This is a genomic window from Bowmanella yangjiangensis (assembly GCF_017255015.1).
Taxonomy (GTDB): domain Bacteria; phylum Pseudomonadota; class Gammaproteobacteria; order Enterobacterales; family Alteromonadaceae; genus Bowmanella; species Bowmanella yangjiangensis.
This window is the reverse complement of record NZ_JAFKCS010000696.1, coordinates 1-380: the sequence shown is the minus strand read 5'-3', so window position 1 is coordinate 380 and position 380 is coordinate 1. Positions and strand designations below refer to the sequence as shown.

The 380-nt window shown below is 65.5% G+C and carries 1 pseudogene; it reads left to right on the top strand.

Going from position 1 to position 380, the window contains the following annotated elements:
* A pseudogene (locus tag J0A65_RS26300) lies at positions 1–232 on the top strand (hypothetical protein); the annotation flags it as partial.
* Between the last annotated feature and the right edge of the window lie 148 nt (positions 233–380).

Here is a 380-nt window from a genome sequence, read left to right as displayed (position 1 = left end):
GAGCGGCCGCCTGGCCGTGGTCATGGAGCAGAACCCCAAGGCGTTGCTGGCGCCCAGGGTCAAGGTGTTCTTCTCGGCCAAGTCGCGCGTGCCGTTGCCGCAGAGCGTCGTCGATCTGAGCAAGATCACCGATCAGGACCGTATCGTCGGGCGCGAGTCCGCCGAGGAATGGGGCTTCGAGCGCCTCGACGAGCTGTGGACCGGGATGGAGCTGGAAGGCCGCGGGCGCTAGCGCCTGAGGATGTAGCATGCGGTAACGCTTGGCGGGGAACATGGCCCGGGCAGGGCAGTCGTAGATTCGGTCACCGCAAACGAGAGGACCGATCCTTGAAATATGCTCTGCTCCTGCTGGCCGCTGCCATCAGTCTGCCGGCCATGGC